This is a genomic window from Vreelandella arctica, assembly GCF_037070215.1.
GTDB classification, from domain to species: Bacteria; Pseudomonadota; Gammaproteobacteria; order Pseudomonadales; family Halomonadaceae; genus Vreelandella; species Vreelandella arctica.
Map to the genome: position 1 here is coordinate 20,564 of NZ_JBANSN010000015.1, position 17,176 is coordinate 37,739.

Annotated in this window: 15 protein-coding genes; 8 read left to right on the forward strand and 7 right to left on the reverse strand. The window is 54.5% G+C overall.

The features are described 5' to 3' along the window. Window positions 1-18 precede the first annotated feature (18 nt). The 7 genes from V8L70_RS14125 to glnT all read right to left on the reverse strand — a co-directional run bounded on the left by V8L70_RS14125 (window position 19) and on the right by glnT (window position 7,426). Window positions 19-1,050: a heme-dependent oxidative N-demethylase family protein gene (locus V8L70_RS14125; RefSeq protein WP_336269788.1), complete on the reverse strand. Its 1,032-nt coding sequence runs from the start codon at window positions 1,048-1,050 to the stop codon at window positions 19-21. Window positions 1,051-1,067: 17 nt separating this feature from the next. Beyond that, window positions 1,068-2,006: a PDR/VanB family oxidoreductase gene (locus V8L70_RS14130; RefSeq protein ID WP_336269789.1), complete on the reverse strand. Its 939-nt coding sequence runs from the start codon at window positions 2,004-2,006 to the stop codon at window positions 1,068-1,070. Beyond that, a complete protein-coding gene (locus tag V8L70_RS14135) occupies window positions 2,006-2,620 on the reverse strand; it encodes a dimethylamine monooxygenase subunit DmmA family protein (RefSeq protein WP_431313223.1) in 615 nt (204 codons plus the stop codon). The genes V8L70_RS14130 and V8L70_RS14135 overlap by 1 nt, the downstream gene beginning before the upstream one ends. A 440-nt stretch (window positions 2,621-3,060) precedes the next feature. Further along, entirely contained in the window at window positions 3,061-4,386 is a 1,326-nt protein-coding gene (locus V8L70_RS14140; RefSeq protein ID WP_336269791.1) for an FMN-binding glutamate synthase family protein, read from the reverse strand. A 13-nt stretch (window positions 4,387-4,399) separates the two neighbouring features. Continuing rightward, window positions 4,400-5,083 (reverse strand): GltB/FmdC/FwdC-like GXGXG domain-containing protein, encoded by a 684-nt coding sequence (locus V8L70_RS14145; RefSeq protein ID WP_336269793.1) that lies wholly within the window; start codon window positions 5,081-5,083, stop codon window positions 4,400-4,402. A 3-nt stretch (window positions 5,084-5,086) separates the two neighbouring features. Continuing rightward, entirely contained in the window at window positions 5,087-6,004 is a 918-nt protein-coding gene (locus V8L70_RS14150; protein ID WP_336269795.1) for a class II glutamine amidotransferase, read from the reverse strand. Window positions 6,005-6,091: 87 nt separating this feature from the next. Beyond that, window positions 6,092-7,426 carry a type III glutamate--ammonia ligase gene (glnT, locus tag V8L70_RS14155; protein WP_336269796.1) on the reverse strand — a complete coding sequence of 445 codons (1,335 nt, stop codon included), beginning with the start codon at window positions 7,424-7,426 and terminating at the stop codon, window positions 6,092-6,094. Between the two features lie 516 nt (window positions 7,427-7,942). Here glnT and V8L70_RS14160 point away from each other — a divergent pair. From V8L70_RS14160 to V8L70_RS14195, 8 genes are all read left to right on the forward strand, one after another. Further along, window positions 7,943-9,076 carry an aminomethyl transferase family protein gene (locus tag V8L70_RS14160; RefSeq protein WP_336269798.1) on the forward strand — a complete coding sequence of 378 codons (1,134 nt, stop codon included), beginning with the start codon at window positions 7,943-7,945 and terminating at the stop codon, window positions 9,074-9,076. A gap of 147 nt (window positions 9,077-9,223) precedes the next feature. Beyond that, complete coding sequence (gene purU, locus V8L70_RS14165; RefSeq protein ID WP_336269799.1) at window positions 9,224-10,090, forward strand: formyltetrahydrofolate deformylase; 867 nt, start codon at window positions 9,224-9,226, stop codon at window positions 10,088-10,090. After that, window positions 10,087-11,001: a bifunctional methylenetetrahydrofolate dehydrogenase/methenyltetrahydrofolate cyclohydrolase FolD gene (gene folD / locus V8L70_RS14170; protein ID WP_336269800.1), complete on the forward strand. Its 915-nt coding sequence runs from the start codon at window positions 10,087-10,089 to the stop codon at window positions 10,999-11,001. Before purU ends, folD begins: the two co-directional genes overlap by 4 nt. Before the next feature lie 22 nt (window positions 11,002-11,023). After that, window positions 11,024-12,265 (forward strand): FAD-dependent oxidoreductase, encoded by a 1,242-nt coding sequence (locus V8L70_RS14175; RefSeq protein WP_336269801.1) that lies wholly within the window; start codon window positions 11,024-11,026, stop codon window positions 12,263-12,265. A 16-nt stretch (window positions 12,266-12,281) separates the two neighbouring features. Further along, window positions 12,282-12,578: a sarcosine oxidase subunit delta gene (locus V8L70_RS14180; RefSeq protein WP_336269802.1), complete on the forward strand. Its 297-nt coding sequence runs from the start codon at window positions 12,282-12,284 to the stop codon at window positions 12,576-12,578. Beyond that, window positions 12,575-15,523, forward strand: coding sequence for a 2Fe-2S iron-sulfur cluster-binding protein (locus V8L70_RS14185; protein ID WP_336269804.1), 2,949 nt, complete (start codon window positions 12,575-12,577; stop codon window positions 15,521-15,523). The genes V8L70_RS14180 and V8L70_RS14185 overlap by 4 nt, the downstream gene beginning before the upstream one ends. Before the next feature lie 3 nt (window positions 15,524-15,526). Further along, a complete protein-coding gene (locus V8L70_RS14190) occupies window positions 15,527-16,255 on the forward strand; it encodes a hypothetical protein (RefSeq protein WP_336269806.1) in 729 nt (242 codons plus the stop codon). 84 nt (window positions 16,256-16,339) lie between these two features. Further along, a complete protein-coding gene (locus V8L70_RS14195) occupies window positions 16,340-17,131 on the forward strand; it encodes an IclR family transcriptional regulator (protein ID WP_336269807.1) in 792 nt (263 codons plus the stop codon). Window positions 17,132-17,176 lie beyond the last annotated feature (45 nt).

The window sequence follows — 17,176 nt, forward strand, 5'->3', positions numbered from 1 at the left end:
TCCTCCTAAATAGCCGTTTTAAGTTTTCGATTGTAGTTCACGGTCGTATTCGCTTAACCAATCCACAACAGTGTCGCGATAGCGTGTCATTCCTTTGTAATCAACTAGTTGCTCTGGCAAGTTTGCCAACACACGATGCAATCGCTGGGCCCAGGCCTGGTTCGTCTTCAGGTCATCCATGCTGATTAGATACGTCCGAATGCCAAAAAACAGCGCATGGCTTCTGGGCATACGGACAAGCGTTTGTAATTCGACGCGCAGAAATACGTCTTTGCCCACATTGTCAGCGGTAATGGAATTACGATCCGCCCCCCAGCGATGGTAGGTTTCCGGCGAACTGTCCATACGCGGATGGATGGTCATCGTCCAGTTCAAACGTCGTATGGGTTTACCTACCTGGATAGCGCATAGGTACTTGAGTACGCGGTCGAAAATGCCCATTTCATGAGCCAGTGGCACGGGGCCATGCCACTGTTTGAAGCTCATCCCGGCATCGAAAGCCAGCGACCAGTCTGCCGGTGACGTAATCACACCCGCGTCCATGAACAGATCCGCGTCGCGCTGATCCAAAAGCGCAAAATCACCCTGCATCTGCCGTCCGATAAACTCCATGGGCGGCATGGGCAAGGTGGTTGCGTCACCCATCACGAAGGTCTGGTAAATATCCAGAGGGCGATTCACCCACTCGCATTGATCGCCCTGTCGAGTGAAGGTAAAGTGCGCTGGATAGTCCTTGGCGTAGTGGGTCATGACGAATTCGAGTAGATCCCAGCAGGCCTGATCCATATGCGGCATTGCCAGGCAACGGTCAGGATCCTCTTCCAGAACCATCGCTCTCTCCGCCGTTTCGGAGAGATAATGTTCATCGATATCGAGCATATATTCATAAACGGAGCCCTTAGGTCCGGGTAGCGTATGCGGCTCGGTATTAACCGAGTACATATAGTCGTCTTCCGGAAACGGAAAGGGAAAGCGACGGATGGCCTCCGGACTATTGCGGTAGGTAAATTGGCCTCGAAAGGTTTGTGTATCTCGCGGTGCAAGTTGCATAGCGTTTCCCCCTTGATTTATAAATCCAGCACCAGATAGTCACTCGCAGAACGCGAGACACAAGGCATGATGCAGCGTTGGCTGGCTTTTTCCTGATCATCGAGAAACGCATCCCGATGCTCAATGTCGCCCTCCAGAACCGCAGTTTTGCATTGCCCGCACACACCGCCTCGGCACGAGTTGGGAATTTCCAGCCCCTGCATTTCCAAGGCGTCAAGCAGTGGAGTATCTTCATCCACAGCGATTTCTTGACCTGAACGCGACAACCTGGCCACAAAAGGTTTGCCCGGTTGTGGCGCAGCGAAGGCTTCAAAATGAACCCGTTGAGGCGACCAACCCAGGGCATCCGCTGTCTCTTTCACGGCCTGAATCATTGATCCGGGGCCACAAACATAAACATGGGTGCCCAGTGGCTGCCGTTTGAGCAGGCAATACAAATCAGGACGAGAGCCTGAATAACAGTGAAGCTTGTCGCCAAGACGCTCCGTCAATGCCCCACGATAAGCGCCCGTATCGGCGTTTTGATAAACGTAATGCACCTCAAAGGACATTTGACGTTGCTCAAATTCGTACGCATAAGATAGAAACGGCGTTATGCCAATCCCGCCTGCAATCAATACGTTATGCCGTGCCTGCCAATTAGGCAGAAACATATTGGCGGGTGGCGAAATGAACAACCGATCACCTTCGCGAACCTTGCTGTGCATAAACTCAGAGCCCCCACGGGAACACTCCTGCCATCGCACGGCGATCCGATATTGCTCACTTTCAGCCGGGTTACTGATCAAGGAATAGGCGTTGCGGAACCGCTTTTGTTCACCTTCCATATGTACAACTACGTGGCTGCCTGCGGAGAATGACGGTAGTGGCTGCTCATCACTAACGAAAGCAAACTGCTTGATGATGGCGCTGACCTCCTCCACCTCAACGACACGAACCGGAATCAAGTCATTCATTAGTCCAACACCTCCTCGCTGGGAACCTCGCCAGGCACCTCGGCATCGATACACACTCCCATATAGGCGCCCAGACGACGCGAGAAATGATCGCGCACTTCCAGCGTGAGCCCGCACCCCTGGCACTGCGTAGGCGAAACACTGACGGGTTCGTTTAAGAAACGGCAATGCGCACAAAAGACGCGGCGGTATTTGTCCTCTGAAGGCAGCAGCGTTATTTCTGCTTCCAGCAATCCTTGCGCCATTGCCAAGGTATGCACATCCCACAGAAACGCTTCGCTGCCAGCCGCAATGACGTGACACCCCAAGGTCAATTCATTCAACTGAGCCGCCAGCATAGCTGGCAAGTCATCTCGACCACAGCGTTGGTACGACAGCACATCATCCTGCTCAGGCGTTATCGCGTCCTGGTCAGCGCTTGTGCTGTCGGTGCAAACAATCAAGTGAACGGGGATGAGGTGCTTATTGACCGGCGCCAAATGCGCCATGATTAGGCCCACGGCACTAGGTTCTGCCAGACATATGTAGCGATTCGCCGTTGCCGGGTATTCTGGTGCCACATATACTGGTCTGCTTTTTATCGTGTTATCAGCAGGAAAAACGTTATGTTGCATTTCATCTATCCTCTTATATGGACACAAATTATTTTAAATATGAAATCATCAATTCACTAATAATATTGATTTATTATCGACATGGCTCTAAGGCTAAATCTTATTTACTATAAACTGCATCTTTCATGCCAATAATAAAATTTTTAATTATTTCAAATGATTTAGCTTTTAAATTAAATTATAAGGGCACTTTCAAAGTGCAGCTTAATGGGAGTAAGAAGCTTTTTAGTGCACCACTAAATAAAATTAAAATAGCTTTTTAAATTATAAACCTTTTTATTTATATACAAATAAAAGAAGGGAACATAAAACTTTGATCTGGGCACCATGATGCAAACGCCTTGCCCGCTCATCGAACTGTTTTTAATTAAGCCCCAGAAACCCCCACCGTTATGGTGTCATGGTGGAGGTCTTGAAAAGTTGTAACCAATATATACAGCCTAAAACTGCTGCCCAGGCACCCAATTGGTGCCTGCCAACGGCACTCTGGCCATTGCCGCCGCCTCGATATTCAAGGCAACCAAATCTTCCGGCTCTAAGTTATGTAGATGGGATTTTCCGCAGGCTCTTGCTAGTGTCTGCGCCTCTAGCGTTATTACCCGTAAATAGTTGGCTAGTCGCTTACCAGCAGCCACAGGGTCAAGACGCTTACTTAGTTCGGGATCCTGGGTGGAAATACCCGCCGGGCATTTGCCTTCCTGGAAATCATCGTAATAGCCAGCCGCTGAACCCAGCTTTTGGTATTCTGCTTCGAAACGTGGGTGGTTATCGCCCAGGGCGATCAACGCCGCGGTACCGATTGCCACAGCATCGGCACCCAGCGCAATGGCTTTGGCAACATCAGCGCCATTGCGGATGCCTCCGGAGACGATAAGTTGAACGTCGCGATGCACGCCCATTTCCTGCAGCGCTTGAGCGGCTTGAGGAATTGCGGCCATGATGGGGATGCCCACGTGTTCGATAAAGACATCCTGGGTGGCGGCCGTCCCCCCCTGCATGCCGTCGAGTACCACCACGTCGGCACCCGCTTTAACGGCGAGCTTGACATCATAATAGGTACGTGTGGCGCCCACTTTAATATAGATAGGCACCTGCCAATCGGTGATCTCCCGTAGCTCCGCAATCTTGATCGCGAGATCGTCCGGCCCCGTCCAATCGGGATGACGGCAAGCGCTACGCTGGTCGATCCCCATGGGCAGGTTGCGCATCTGTGCTACGCGATCTGAGATTTTCTGTCCCAGCAGCATACCGCCACCACCAGGCTTGGCGCCCTGCCCCAGCACCACTTCAATCGCATCGGCTTTACGCAGATCATCGGGATTCATGCCATAACGAGAAGGCAGGTACTGGTAGACCAACTTTGATGACTGGCCGCGCTCTTCTGCGGTCATACCGCCATCGCCAGTGGTCGTTGAGGTACCTACTTCTGATGCGCCGCGCCCCAGGGCTTCTTTCGCCTGTGCCGATAAGGCGCCGAAGCTCATACCGGCAATGGTGACCGGGGTATCGATGACGATGGGCTTTTTAGCATAGCGAGTCCCCAGGGTGACATCGGTTCCGCACTTCTCACGATAGCCTTCAAGCGGGTAGCGCGACATGCTGGCTCCGAGAAACAGCAGGTCGTCAAAATGCGGCACCTTGCGCTTAGCCCCCCAGCCGCGAATGTCATAAATACCGGTCTCGGCGGCGCGCTGGATTTCGGCGATCACGTCTCGACCAAAAGTAGCGGACTCTCTCAGCGCCGGATTAGTAGGTTTATCTGTCATGTCAGGCTCCTGATTAATAGGCCGAGGCGTTATCGACTTTGAAGTTATATAATTGGCGTGCAGACCCGTAGCGCTTAAAGGCGGATGGGGCAGTGTCAATATCGGCGCGCTTAAGCAGGTCGCTTAATTCGTCTAAGTGCTCCTGACGCATCTCTTTTTCGACGCAATCGGCGCCCAAAGAAGTAACCTCACCTCTAACATAGATATGCGCTTCATAAAGCGAGTCGCCGAGGGCTTCACCAGCATCGCCGCACACTACAAGACACCCAGATTGCCCCATAAAGGCGCTCATTGGCCCGATATTACCCTTAACCACTATATCGACACCCTTCATGGAGATACCGCAGCGCGCCGACGCATTACCCTCCACAATCAGCAAACCGCCTTGCGCTGTGGCGCCGGCAGATTGGGAGGCATCGCCTTTAACATGCACCAGGCCGGACATCATATTTTCGGCAACGCCGACGCCAACGTTGCCATGCACGGTGATACTGGCCTTCTGGTTCATTCCCGCGCAGTAATAGCCAGCGTGTCCGTCAATATCGACGCTAACATCGTCATTCAATCCACAGGCAATATTATGCGCCCCGTTCGGGTTGGTAACCCGCCACTCTGGCTCGCTGGCCAATAACGCCGAATCATGCAGCGCTTGGTTGAGTTCACGCAGGCTGTTATTGGAAAGATCGTAAGTTTTCATTATCTAGGCGGCCTCCACCTTTGCACCGTCACGTTCCCATACATAAACTTTCGCTGGCTCTGGCTCCCACACCTTGGCTTCCTTGATTCCTGGCAAACCAGCCAAAGCGCGATATTCGGAGGCCATCGCCACGTAGTCATCGGTTTCCGCGATCACGGCAGGTTTGCAGGCGATAGGGTCGCGTACAACGGCAAATCCATCGCGCGTGCCAATGGTGAAGGTAAAGAAGCCATCCAAATCTTTAAGGGCGCTTTTGAGGGCTTGATTCAGGGATTCCCCCTTGGCCATCCGCCATGTGAGGTAGCCAGCCGCCACTTCGGAGTCGTTGTCAGTCTGAAAGCTAATACCCTGGCGTTTGAGCTTGTCGCGCAGACGATTGTGGTTGGAAAGCGAACCGTTATGCACCAGACACAGATCCATCCCAGTCGAGAAAGGGTGGCTGCCTTGCAGCGTGACAGCGCTTTCAGTGGCCATACGCGTGTGGCCAATCGCATGGCTGCCCCGCATATTTTTTAGCTTGTAACGCTCAGCCACCTCGGTAGGAAGCCCTACCCCCTTTAAAATCTCGATACTTTGCCCGGCGCTCATCACCCTGACATCCGGCGAATTTTCAGCCAGCCAGCTCAGTACTTTATTCTCTTCGCTGGCTAGTTTAAGCACTGCCACGTTGGCGTTCTGAAACCAGCTGTCCAGGCTGCCAAAGGCGTCATTCAATTTATCGGCAAGTGTTTGCCAATCATAGTGAGCATCGTCGCTTTGCAGCGTCAGTTTCACTCCAGCGTCATATTCATCACCATACACAGCGAAACCTGCACTGTCCGGCCCACGATCCGTCATGGCGATGAGCATCGGCTCGAACAACTCCCCCAGCCGACTCTCTAACGCGGGTTTTTTCAAATAAAGCCCGACTATTCCACACATAGTATTACCTCGCCTTATGCATCAGTGCCTTTTCATCAGTACGTATAAATCAGCCCTGTGCATCAGTGCATACAACAACATAGAGAATTAAAAGAATTCTGCGTAGCGCTGAATTTCCCAATCGCTGACCTGACGGCTGTAATCAGCCCACTCTTCACGCTTAACTTTGATGAATTCATCGGTAATTTCTTCCCCAAGCCCTTCGCGCAGCACGGCGTCTGCTTCCAAGGCGTCAATCGCCTCAGTGAGTGACTGGGGTAACATACCGATGTTTTGTTCGCGGCACTGGTCGGGTGTCAGTTCATATAAGTTGATATTTTGTGCCTTGCCGGGATCCAGTTTACGGTCAATCCCATCCAGGCCGGCAGCAATCAGAGCGGCATGAACCAAGTAAGGATTACAGCCAGCATCAGGTAGCCGAAACTCCAGCCGACCATAGGGAACACGCACCATCGCCGAGCGATTGTTATCACCATAGGTAATGAAAACAGGCGCCCAGGTCGCACCGCTGTTGGAGCCACCAGCGACCAGACGCTTATAAGAGTTAACGGTGGGTGCTGCAAAGGCGCACAACGCTGGTGCATGGTGCAGAAGGCCACCAAGAAAGTGATAAGCCGTAGAGGAAAGGCCAAGATTCTGCGGGTCGCTATCATCACCAAAGACATTATTGCCGTCTTGATCTGCAATCGAGAGATGGAAATGCATACCGTTACCTGGCCGATCAGCACGGGGCTTGGGCATAAAAGAGCACACCATTCCCAGCTCATTGGCAATCTCACCGGCGGCCATACGCACAAAGGTGAAACGGTCAGCGGAGGTCAGCGCATCACTAAAGGTGTAGTTGATCTCGAATTGGCCATTGGCGTCTTCATGGTCGATTTGGTAAACATCGAAATCCACCGACTGAAGTGCTTCTACTAGGCGTTCAAGAAACTCTCGTGAGCGCGACAGACCTTTATAGTCGTAACACGGCTTGGCCAGGGTATCGCTCACATCCACTGGCAACAGTTCGCCAGCGGGCCCCCGCTTGAACAGTGAAAACTCCGGCTCCAAACCGGTATTCAGCGTCCAGCCTTTATCACTTAAACGCTGTAACTGACGCAGCAGCACAACCCGGCTGTCGAGGGAATGCGGCTCATCGTTGACGTAGCCACAGCAGGCCATGCGCGCGTAGTGCGGCTGCCAAGGCACCAGTGACAGAGAAGCCAGATCGCCACGTGCCATAAAATCGGGGCCGTGTGGTTCCATACCTAGGCCGGAGACCGCGAAACCAGCAAATCCCGCCCCCTTCTCGACAACATCCATCAAGCAGTTAGCTGGCACCGATTTGGTCTTGGCAGCGCCATGTATATCAACGAACTGTGCCAGTAGATAGCGGACATTATTGTCCTTGATGAATTCAACAGCAGCTTCAGGAGACATATTTTACCCTCGCAATTATTCCTTTCAAGAAACTATATTTCTCAAAAAGAAAAGCACTTAATATGCCAATATCTTTTCACCGCTGTTAAAAAAGCGGCTTAAAAACGACTAAGCTATTGTTTATAGGAATATAAATATTTATCTGGCGGTTATCGTCAAGCGCTTTACGTGCCTCTGTCTGTCTGATTCCACATGTCCTTCTGCTCCCCAACGGTGCAAACTGCCCTAAAAGCGCACCAATAGAAACAATTTAATCGCATATGAAATTATTAACGTCATATCGGCTGTTTATTGGTTAAAAAATTCAAAATTTAAGCATTTGTTTTTTATATGAAAAAAAATAGCTGATCCACCTATATGTCGTGGCATCGTGTTATGGCAAGCATCTTGCTTAACTGAAAGGAATTAATATTTCCCTAAAAGAAAGCAAGGTGGGCATTATTGCTTTCTGCATTAGCACTACCGCTTGCTGGGAAAAACAGCCCTTAATGACTTGACCTTGTAAGGAGTACCGATATGACGATGTTATGGCGCACTTCAGCGCTCACCGAGCGACACCATGCCCTCGGCGCGACGCTGGAAGACTGGAACGGCATGGGCACTGCGTTTCGCTACGCCGGGTTGGATACCGCAGACCATCACGAAGCTATTCGCACCAAAGCTGGACTAATGGATGTGTCCGGGCTCAAAAAAATTCATTGCGTTGGCCCCCATGCCAAGGTGCTTTTAGACCATGCCACCACGCGGGATATATCCAAGCTTTATCCCGGCAAGTCCGTCTATGCCACCATGCTCAACGACGCGGGCAAGTTCGTTGACGACTGTATTGTTTACTGTTTAGCCCCGAATTCTTACCTAGTGGTTCACGGTACTGGGCTGGGCCACGAAATGCTCACCCAGGGAGCACTGGGCCGGCACGTCAGTCTGATCTTTGACGATGATATTCATGACCTGTCACTACAAGGGCCATTGGCCGTCGACTTTCTCGAAAAGCATGTAGACGGTATCCGCGAACTGCGCTATTTCCACCACCTGCAGACTCGCCTATTCGGCTTTGACGTGATGATTTCACGAACCGGCTATACCGGCGAACGCGGCTATGAAATTTTCTGCAAGGCTAAGGACGCGCCCGCTGTCTGGGACGCAATACTCGATCAGGGGGCTTCCATGGGCATAGTGCCTTGTGGTTTCGAAACCCTCGACTGGCTGCGAGTGGAAAGCAATCTACTGTTTTATCCTGTCGATAACTCCGAGACATACCCCTTTCCCGACCAACCTGCTGGCGACACCCTATGGGAATTGGGCTTGGACTTCACGGTGTCCAAGGAAAAGACCCAATTTCGCGGCGCAGGCGAGCACTTCAGGCTAGCGGGCAAGGAGCGTTTCAAAATCTTTGGTGTGCTGATTAATTCTGCGCAAGCGGCTCAGGCCGGTGACACCATTTGGGCGGGTGATAAACAGGTGGGCATCGTCACCGAAGGCATGTATTCCCGGCTTAGCGGGCGTTCCATGGCGCTAGCGCGCCTTGACGTGCCCTTTGCAGAACATGGCACGCCATTAGAGGTACGCGGCAGCTTACAAGCGAAGGCTAACAGCCACAGTTTACCTTTCGACGATCCCGAAAAACGCAAGCGTATTGCCAAAGACTGAACATGGCAATCAACGCCCATGGGCGCACACTCACTGAAACCGAAATATAAAGCTATTATATGAAATAAGCATTAATTTCGGTTTTTTTGAGATCAAATAAGGCGTTTCAAGCCATATATAAATAAATTATTTTATATAGGAATAAAAATGAAAGATCAAGAAGGTAGTTATATTATCCGTGTCTCTTGCCCGGCCACCTCCGGCATCATCTCTGCTGTGACATCGTTTCTTAGCGAAAACAACTGTTATATCAGCGAACTTGCCCAATACGATGATGAAGAATTGGGGCGTTTATTCCTGCGTGCAAAGTTTCGGTTCAATAAAGGCGTAAAGCCAAATATCGCTACGCTGCACAATGACTTTGTCGGTATTGCGCAAACCTTCGACATGAACTGGCAGATCCACAGTACATCGCAACCCATGCGAGTCTTGTTGATGGTGAGTAAATTTGATCATTGCCTAAGCGATTTGATGTACCGCCACGGCAAGGGTGAGCTGGACATGGATATTACCGCCATCGTCTCCAATCACTTGGATCTTCGACCAATGGCCGAGCGCGAGGGGATCCGCTTTGTCTATCTGCCCGTCACTAAGGAGACCAAGGCCCAGCAGGAAGCGGCCATTATGGACATTGTCGAAGAGACCCAAACTGAACTGGTCGTGCTAGCACGTTATATGCAGATTCTGTCGGATGATTTATGCCACAAACTAGCCGGGCGCGCGATCAATATTCACCACTCTTTTCTGCCAGGCTTCAAGGGTGCCAAGCCGTATCATCAGGCCCACGAGCGAGGCGTAAAGCTAATCGGCGCCACTGCCCACTACGTCACCCCCGATCTCGATGAAGGGCCCATCATTGATCAGGAGGTTCAGCGGGTCGATCACACCTACCGGCCCGAGGATCTGGTCGCGGTTGGCCGCAACACCGAAACCATCGCCCTTTCCCGTGCGGTTAAGTACCACCTTGAGCACCGCGTCTTCCTCGACCAGAACAAGACGGTGATTTTCCAATGAACACAACGACCCAATCCACTGCGGCCCTTATTGACGGCAAGGCCTGTGCCGAACAAGTTCTGGCCGAGGTCGCCGTCAGCGTTAAGCAACTGATTGCTGAAGGCACTACCCCTGGCTTAGCCGTGGTTCTCATTGGCGAAGACCCCGCTAGCCAGGTGTACGTCAGAAACAAGATGCGCAAGGCACAAGCGGTGGGCATTCGCTCATTCGAGCACCGCTTCGACACTACCTTAAGCCAGACCGAACTGCTCACATTGATCGACAAGCTTAACAAGGATCCCGAGATCAACGGCATTCTGGTGCAGCTACCACTACCGACGACGATCGACGAAGAGGCCATTATTCAGGCCATCGACCCACTAAAAGATGTCGACGGTTTCCATCACGCCAACGTCGGCGGCCTGGTGCAGGGCCGCGATGTGCTGACGCCCTGCACCCCCAGCGGCTGCCTGCGACTGCTGCAGGAAACCTGTGGCGACTTAACCGGCAAGCATGCCGTGGTCGTGGGCCGCTCCAATATTGTCGGCAAGCCCATGGCTTCACTGCTGTTGCACGCCCATTGCTCGGTGACGCTGCTCCACTCGCGTAGCATCAATGCTGACGCCATCGCACGCCAAGCAGATATTGTCGTCGCTGCGGTGGGCCGACCGAACATGATCGACGCCAGTTGGCTCAAGCCCGGAGCGGTGGTGATTGATGTGGGTATCAACCGCGTTGAGCAGGAGGTTGATGGCGAGCGTAAGACACGTCTCGTCGGCGACGTCGACTTCGCTAGCGCCAGCCAGGTAGCAAAAGCGATTACGCCAGTTCCCGGCGGTGTCGGCCCTATGACGATTGCCTATCTAATGCAAAACACCGTGGCTGCGACCCGCCTTCAGCAACATAAAGTCGCCCAGCCGGTAGTTAACTGATACCCCATAGGAGGACATCACCGTGCCTTTTGGACTGCTTAAATATGGTCTGTCCTCAGACTATCCCGTCAATGTGGACTTGCCGCCCCCCAAGGAACTCAAGCCCAGCTACGATGTGGTGATCATCGGTGGCGGTGGTCACGGTCTGGCCATCGCTTATTACCTGGCCAAGTATCACAACATCACCAACGTTGCCGTGCTTGAGAAAGCCTATCTTGGCGGTGGCAACACGGCGCGTAACACCGCCGTGATCCGCTCCAATTACCTGACCTCAGAAGGGGTCAAGTTTTACAGCGAGTCGGTCAAACTTTTCCAGAATCTATCCAACGAATTCGATTTCAACGTCATGTACTCGGAGCGCGGCCAGCTGACGCTAGCCCACACCGACGCCACGGTGCGCTCGTTCCGCCAGCGGGCCGAGGTCAACAAGCATTTCGGTGGGCGTACCGACATGATTGACCGCCAGCAGATTCGTGAGCTGGTGCCCTCGCTGAACCTCGACCCTGGCCACCTGCCCGTGCTCGCGGGACTTTGGCACCGCGACGGTGCCACGGCTCGCCACGACGCCGTGGCCTGGGGCTATGCCAAGGAAGCGGCCAAGCGCGGCGTTGAAATTCATCAACTGACGGAAGTCCGTAACCTGGTCATCGAAGGCGGGCGTATCACCGCCGTCGAGACCAACCGCGGCACCATTCAGTGCGGCTGCGCCGTTCAGGCTGTTGCTGGCCATAGCTCCGTGCTGGCCAAGCAAGCCGGTTTCCGGCTACCCATCATCAGCTATCCCCTGCAGGCGATGGTCACCCAACCCGTAAAGCCTTTTCTGGACCCGCTGGTCAGCTCTTCCGCCCTGCACTGCTACGTTCAGCAGACCAGCCGCGGCGAAGTGGTCTTCGGCGGTGGGTCAGACCCCTACCCCCTCTACAACACGCGCTCCACGCTGGAAATGAAGGAAAGCCTGATTGCCAGCGGCATCGAGATGTTCCCGTTTCTGGCCAAGGCCAAGCTAATGCGCCAGTGGGGCGGGGTTACCGACATGACCCCCGACTACAGCCCGATCATGGGCGAGAGTCCGATCGAAAACTATTACCTGGACGCCGGCTGGGGCACCTGGGGCTTCAAGGCGACGCCCATCTGCGGCAAGACCATGGCGGAAATGGTCGCCAGCGGCGGCAAAGTGCCCGAGCTGATTCAACCGTTCCGCCTGGAGCGCTTTGCTAACTTCCAGCAAGTCAATGAAATGGGCGCCACGGCGGCCAGCCACTAACGAGAGGGCAAACGCAATGAAAATCATGAATTGCCCGCTCAACGGGCCACGCAACATCAGCGAATTCATCCATGGCGGGGAGCTAAAAACCATGCCGAACCCCACCACCTGTAGCGACCGCGAGTGGGCAGACTACGTTTTTTACAGCGACAACACCGCGGGCGTTATCACCGAATGGTGGATGCATGTTGCCTCCAGCTACTGGTTTCTTGCCGAGCGGCACACCGTCAGCGATGACATTCTGCGCACCTTTGATCCCCAGGAAATTTTCCAGGAGCGCATCGAGTTTGCCGTCGAGGAGAAACGCTCATGAACCGCCATTTCTCACCTGACGACATCCAGACCATGCCAACACGCCTCCCGGCCCCGATGGGCAGTCTCATCAATCGCCAGCAGCCGATCACCTTTCAGTTCGAAGGCACGAATTACCATGGAGTGGAAGGTGACACGCTGGCCAGCGCGCTGATCGCCAACGGCCGCCACCTGCTCTCGCGCTCCTTCAAGTATCACCGGCCCCGTGGCCCGCTGACCATGGCAGGCCAGGACGCCAATACACTGGTTCAGCTACCCGACGAGCCCAATGTGCTGGCGGATACACACCCGCTTAGCCAAGGCCTGGCCGTCACCGGCCAGAACTACAGCGGCAGCCTGGATCACGACAGCGACATGAAGCTTGGCAAGTTCTCCAAGTTCATGCCAGTGGGCTTCTATTACCGCTCCTTCTATAAGCCCAAAGGTGCCTGGAAATTCTGGGAGTCGCTGATTCGCAAGAAGGCCGGGCTGGGCAGATACGACCTTAGTGCCACCGGTGGCTATCACGACAAGGCCTACCTGTTTGCCGATGTGGTGGTGGTTGGCAGTGGGCCGGCGGGTCTAAAGGCGGCCTTGACCGCCGCTGAAGGGGGCGCAAAGGTGCTGCTGGTTGAACAGCAAACCCAGTTGGGTGGCGCGCTAACCTACGCCCGCTTCGATGATGCAGGCGTGCGTGCCGATCAAGTGCGCGAAGCGCTGATCCCAGTGGTTGAAGCGCATGCCAACATTCATGTGCTGTGTAAAGCCACCTGCAATGGCTGGTTTACCGACAACTTTCTGCCCGTGATCCAGGGCACGCGGATGTACAAGGTTCGCGCTCAGGAGTGCATCGTTGCCGCTGGCGCGTTTGATCAACCGGCGATTTTTCGCAACAACGATTTGCCCGGTATCATGCTGGCCAGCGCCGCCCAGCGTCTGATTCGTCATTACGCGGTGCGCCCGGGTAAACGGGCGGTTGTGTTCACGGGTAATGACGACGGCTACCTGGCAGCCCTCGATTTGCACGAACAAGGCATTGAGGTCGCCGCGTTGGTGGATATGCGCGCAGGGCCGGTCGACACCCGCCTTACCCAAGCGATCAATCAGCATGGCATTCCACTGCATGTTGAGCACACCGTGTTCGAGGCACTGCATGACAAAACCCTGCATCACGTGACCGGTGTTGACCTGCGACGCATTACCCGCCGGGGAGAAGTCGGTGACGACAGCCTAACGCTGGATTGCGACCTGGTGTGCATGACCGCGGGCTATATGCCCATGTATCAGCTGTTGTGTCAGGCGGGTGGCAAGCTGACCTATGACGATGATATAGCCGAGTTTTCCCTCTCAAACCTGCCCAAGCACCTGTACGTGGCGGGCTCGGTCAACGGCTTGCACGATCTTGACCAGGTACTGCAAGACGGCGTCATCGCGGCTACCCAGGCACTTCGCAGTCTCGGCCTGTCGGCCCCCGACGCCACACCTATCGAGGGAGCGACGAAGCAGGTCAACTTCCCCTGGCCCATCTTTGCCCACCCCAAGGGCAAGGAATTCGTCGATTTTGATGAAGATCTGCAAATTCGCGACATCATCAACGCCACGCGCCATGGCTATCGAGACGTACAGCTAGTCAAGCGCTTCTCGACCGTCGGTATGGGCCCTTCGCAAGGTCGCCATTCGGCGCTGCCCACCGCTCGCCTAGTGGCCGATGCCACGGGGCGCACCGTCAGCGAAACCGGGGTTACCACCGCGCGCCCACCGTTCACCGCTGAAACCCTTTCCCACCTGGCCGGGCGCAGTTTTGACCCCTTCAGAGTCACCCCGCTGCACCAGCGCCACCTGCAACTCGGCGCCAAGATGATGCCCGCAGGCGATTGGCAACGACCGGCCTTTTACCCCTCGGCAACGAATGGCCGCCTGGATCGTGACCGCTGCATGCAGGAAGAGGCGCTCCATGTCAGGGAAAAGGTTGGCCTGATCGATGTTTCCACCCTGGGCGGTATCGAGGTACGCGGGCCGGACGCCGCGGAGTTCGTCAACCGTATCTATACCTTCGGCTTTCTCAAGCAGCCGGTGGGACGCACCCGTTACGCCGCCATGGCCAATGAGCAGGGCGTCGTGGTCGATGACGGCGTTTCCTGCCGCCTTGGCGAGAATCACTTTTACGTCACCGCCACCACCAGCGGCTTGGCGCGCGTGTATCAGAGCATGCTGCAGTGGAATGCCCAGTGGCGCCTGGATGTGGATGTCGCCAATGTCACCTCGGCCTACGCGGCGATGAATGTCGCCGGGCCGTTATCCCGCAAGGTGCTGGAAAAAGTCTGCACCGGGGTGGATCTTTCCCCTGACGCCTTCCCTTACCTGGAGTTGCGTGAAGGTTACGCCGGTGAAGCGCCTGCGCGCCTGCTACGTGTGGGCTTTGTCGGCGAGCTGGGCTATGAGCTTCATGTGCCGTCACGCTACGGCGAATACCTGTGGGATCTGTTGATGAAAGCGGGCGAAGAATTTGGCATCCGCCCCTTTGGCGTTGAAGCACAGCGGCTGCTACGGCTTGAAAAAGGCCATGTCATCATTGGCCAGGATACCGACGGCATGAGCCACCCTGCAGAAATCAACATGAGCTGGGCAGTGAACCGTAACAAGCCCTTCTTTGTTGGCCGCCGTGCCGTGGATATTCTCGATGCGCAGCCCGCCAAGCGCCGTCTGGTCGGCTTCCGATTGCCAGCAACATCAGCCAAGCCATTGGAAGGCCACCTTGTATTAGATGGCGGCGATATCACCGGCAACGTGACTTCCTGCGAATACTCACCCACGCTGGATGCAATTATTGGCTTGGCCTACGCTGGCGCTGATAAGGCCCCCCCTGGCAGCCACATCACCATCCGCGTCGAAGGTGGAGATGAGATTAACGCAGAGGTCGTCAAACTGCCTTTCTATGATGCCAAAAACAGTCGACAGGAGATGTAAACCATGGCGACTCTAGAAGCCACCTTCACTGCCAAGCGTACGCCGCTTTACCACCTTCATCACGCCACCCAACCTGACTCGACTGGGTGGCAGCACCTGAACGGCTATGCGATTAATAGCGGGCACAATGAAACCGATGACGTTACGCCGGTGCAATTAGTCAACTGCGGGCTATCAGATCTGTCCGCGCTTGCACGGGTTGGGTTACGCGGCAAGCAAGCGGCAGCCATTCTCAGCGATGACCACTACCAGCTTCCCGCTGCCCCTAATCAGGCGCTTCGCCAGGAGAATGGCAGCTGGGTGGCGAGACTATCCGCCAGCGAATACCTGTTGCTGGGTAGTTTCGCTGATGACGGCGAGCGAATCTGTCGCGATGAACTTGCGTGGCAAGCCAAAAGCGAGGGTTCTTGTGGCGGTGTTTACCTTCTCCCCCGCCAGGACACACATGCCTGGCTGGCCTTGACCGGCGATCGTGTCAGCGATGTGATGGCCAAGCTGTGTGGCGTCGATCTGTCCGCTAAAGCGTTTGCCCCGGGCCAGGTAGCGCAAACCTCTGTCGCGCGGGCAAATGCCATTATCATCAATGCCAGTCACGCTGACCGTGCCTGCTACTATCTCTTGGTGGATAGCGCCTCGGCATGTTATTTCTGGCCTATGCTTGTTGATGCCATGCATGAATTCAGGGGAAAAGAGCTCAATATCACGGCGTTGCGTCACTATCGCCAAACATAATGCATGCTAAACGGTTTGGTGGCGATATAACGCGACCAAGCCATTCAAATAACAATCCATATAGGCAGGGGCCTTATTACGGTTATGGCGACACATTCCAGCAAAGAAATCGACTATACGGTTCCCGCACTTTATCGGGGCCTTAAAATCCTCGAACTCTTCGACAGTCAGCACCGCATACTCACCACCCAGGATTTCGCCGATGCGCTGGAGGTCACAACGTCCTCCATTTACCGCATCGTGACAACCCTGACCGACATGAACTACTTGGATAAAGTAGCCAAAAATACCTATCAACTAGGTCCACAGGTCATTTCCCACGGTTTTAGCTATCTGGCTAGCCGGGATATCGTCGATATCGTCATGCCACACCTGAATGCACTGCGCAATCGGGTGTCGATGTCTTGCCATCTCAGCGTGCGCGAAGGCCAAGAAGCCGTCTATATCTACCGCTCCTTTGCCTCACAGCGGCTATCCGTCAATGTCCCCGTGGGCACGCGCATTGCCTGCCACAGTTGCGCAATGGGACGAATCCTGCTGACGGATCTTGACGAGCCTGAACTCGACGCCCTCTATCAGCACGTGCGCCTGGACGGCTATCCCAAACCGGCCCCCCGAACGCTCCCCGAACTGAAACAGACGATCGCCAATGATCGCGACACCGGCTGGGCAATACACCGCTCCGACTATGCAACCGCCATCGCCGCCGGCCTTAAGGACTATCAAGGGCGCACTGTCGCGGCTATCAATGTCTCCGGCCCCGACGCGCTTATGAACAGCGACGCTCATATTAGCGACATCAAGGAGCAATTACTGGCCACTGCGCAGCGAATCTCTTTCGAGCTGGGCAATACAGGCAAGCGCGCTAAAAACTAATCTCTTAACATGCGATCCAGCTTCAAGATGACAAGGGCTTCCGGC

Coding starts and splice junctions, on each gene's coding strand:
- V8L70_RS14180 (WP_336269802.1), top strand. CDS start 12,282: ATGAAAATCATGAATTGCCCGCTCAACGGGCCACGCAACATCAGCGAA.
- V8L70_RS14150 (WP_336269795.1), bottom strand. CDS start 6,004: ATGTGTGGAATAGTCGGGCTTTATTTGAAAAAACCCGCGTTAGAGAGT.
- V8L70_RS14185 (WP_336269804.1), top strand. CDS start 12,575: ATGAACCGCCATTTCTCACCTGACGACATCCAGACCATGCCAACACGC.
- V8L70_RS14130 (WP_336269789.1), bottom strand. CDS start 2,006: ATGAATGACTTGATTCCGGTTCGTGTCGTTGAGGTGGAGGAGGTCAGC.
- V8L70_RS14140 (WP_336269791.1), bottom strand. CDS start 4,386: ATGACAGATAAACCTACTAATCCGGCGCTGAGAGAGTCCGCTACTTTT.
- V8L70_RS14190 (WP_336269806.1), top strand. CDS start 15,527: ATGGCGACTCTAGAAGCCACCTTCACTGCCAAGCGTACGCCGCTTTAC.
- folD (WP_336269800.1), top strand. CDS start 10,087: ATGAACACAACGACCCAATCCACTGCGGCCCTTATTGACGGCAAGGCC.
- V8L70_RS14135 (WP_431313223.1), bottom strand. CDS start 2,620: ATGCAACATAACGTTTTTCCTGCTGATAACACGATAAAAAGCAGACCA.
- purU (WP_336269799.1), top strand. CDS start 9,224: ATGAAAGATCAAGAAGGTAGTTATATTATCCGTGTCTCTTGCCCGGCC.
- V8L70_RS14145 (WP_336269793.1), bottom strand. CDS start 5,083: ATGAAAACTTACGATCTTTCCAATAACAGCCTGCGTGAACTCAACCAA.
- glnT (WP_336269796.1), bottom strand. CDS start 7,426: ATGTCTCCTGAAGCTGCTGTTGAATTCATCAAGGACAATAATGTCCGC.
- V8L70_RS14160 (WP_336269798.1), top strand. CDS start 7,943: ATGACGATGTTATGGCGCACTTCAGCGCTCACCGAGCGACACCATGCC.
- V8L70_RS14195 (WP_336269807.1), top strand. CDS start 16,340: ATGGCGACACATTCCAGCAAAGAAATCGACTATACGGTTCCCGCACTT.
- V8L70_RS14125 (WP_336269788.1), bottom strand. CDS start 1,050: ATGCAACTTGCACCGCGAGATACACAAACCTTTCGAGGCCAATTTACC.